Annotated in this window: 1 protein-coding gene and 1 pseudogene; both read right to left on the reverse strand. The window is 51.5% G+C overall.

Annotation, left to right across the window (positions count from 1 at the left end):
- Window positions 1-204 (reverse strand): annotated as a pseudogene (locus H7347_RS11045) (IS3 family transposase); the annotation flags it as partial.
- A gap of 390 nt (window positions 205-594) precedes the next feature.
- On the reverse strand, window positions 595-774 hold the full coding sequence (locus H7347_RS11050; RefSeq protein ID WP_227659138.1) for a transposase: 180 nt from the start codon (window positions 772-774) through the stop codon (window positions 595-597).
- Window positions 775-825: the final 51 nt, after the last annotated feature.

Here is an 825-nt window from a genome sequence, read left to right on the forward strand (position 1 = left end):
AATAACACATAAATACAACCAGCCCTCACCAGTGCGCAGATACGTAATATCAGACATCCAGACCCGGTTAAGTTGCCCCTGGTCAAACATGCGCTTGACCAGGTCAGGCAGCGAAGATTTACGAGCTGACTGAATGGTGGTAGTCAAAACAAACACCCGTGGTGAAATTCCTTCAATCCCCATCACACACATACGCTTTGCCACAGTTTCCGGTCAACCTTCACACCACGATCGCGCAGCTCAGCAGTAATTCGCGGCGAACCGTAGACCTCGTCGGAATCTTCCTAAATCGAATCGACCTGCTGATCGAGATCATCGTAGAACCTTTGACGCCTATCGCGGCCTGCTCGCTTGTCAGTGTGCCTACAGGCCCACTTGTAATACCCAGATCGGGATACACCTAAAAGGCGCGCCATCTGGTTAATACTGTAGTAAGCCTTCTCCTGGAAGCATTAGTTCGAACTTTTCCGATCGCGTTGCTTCGCAGCGAAGAAGGCGGTGGCTTTTGACAAAAACTCATTGTCTAACCGAGCTTCAGCTAACTCGCGGCGCAGCCTGGTAATTTCTGCACGCAGATCGGCCTGACTCATCCCATCATCCGAGCCTTATGCGTTCTCGATTGAGTTTAACCCACTTGCCTAACAGTCCAGCCCCGACACCGATCTTTGCAGCAACATGCGCAATCGGCCTTCCAGACTCAATCACAAGACGAGCTGCCTCCCTCCGGAACTCCGGAGTGTAGCTCTTTCTTTGTTGCCCACTCACAATGAACATCTTCTCCTACGGGCACAGGATCCGTACTAATCGGGTGTCCACTAAACGAGG

Source organism: Corynebacterium sp. zg-331, from assembly GCF_014267345.1.
Classification (GTDB): domain Bacteria; phylum Actinomycetota; class Actinomycetes; order Mycobacteriales; family Mycobacteriaceae; genus Corynebacterium.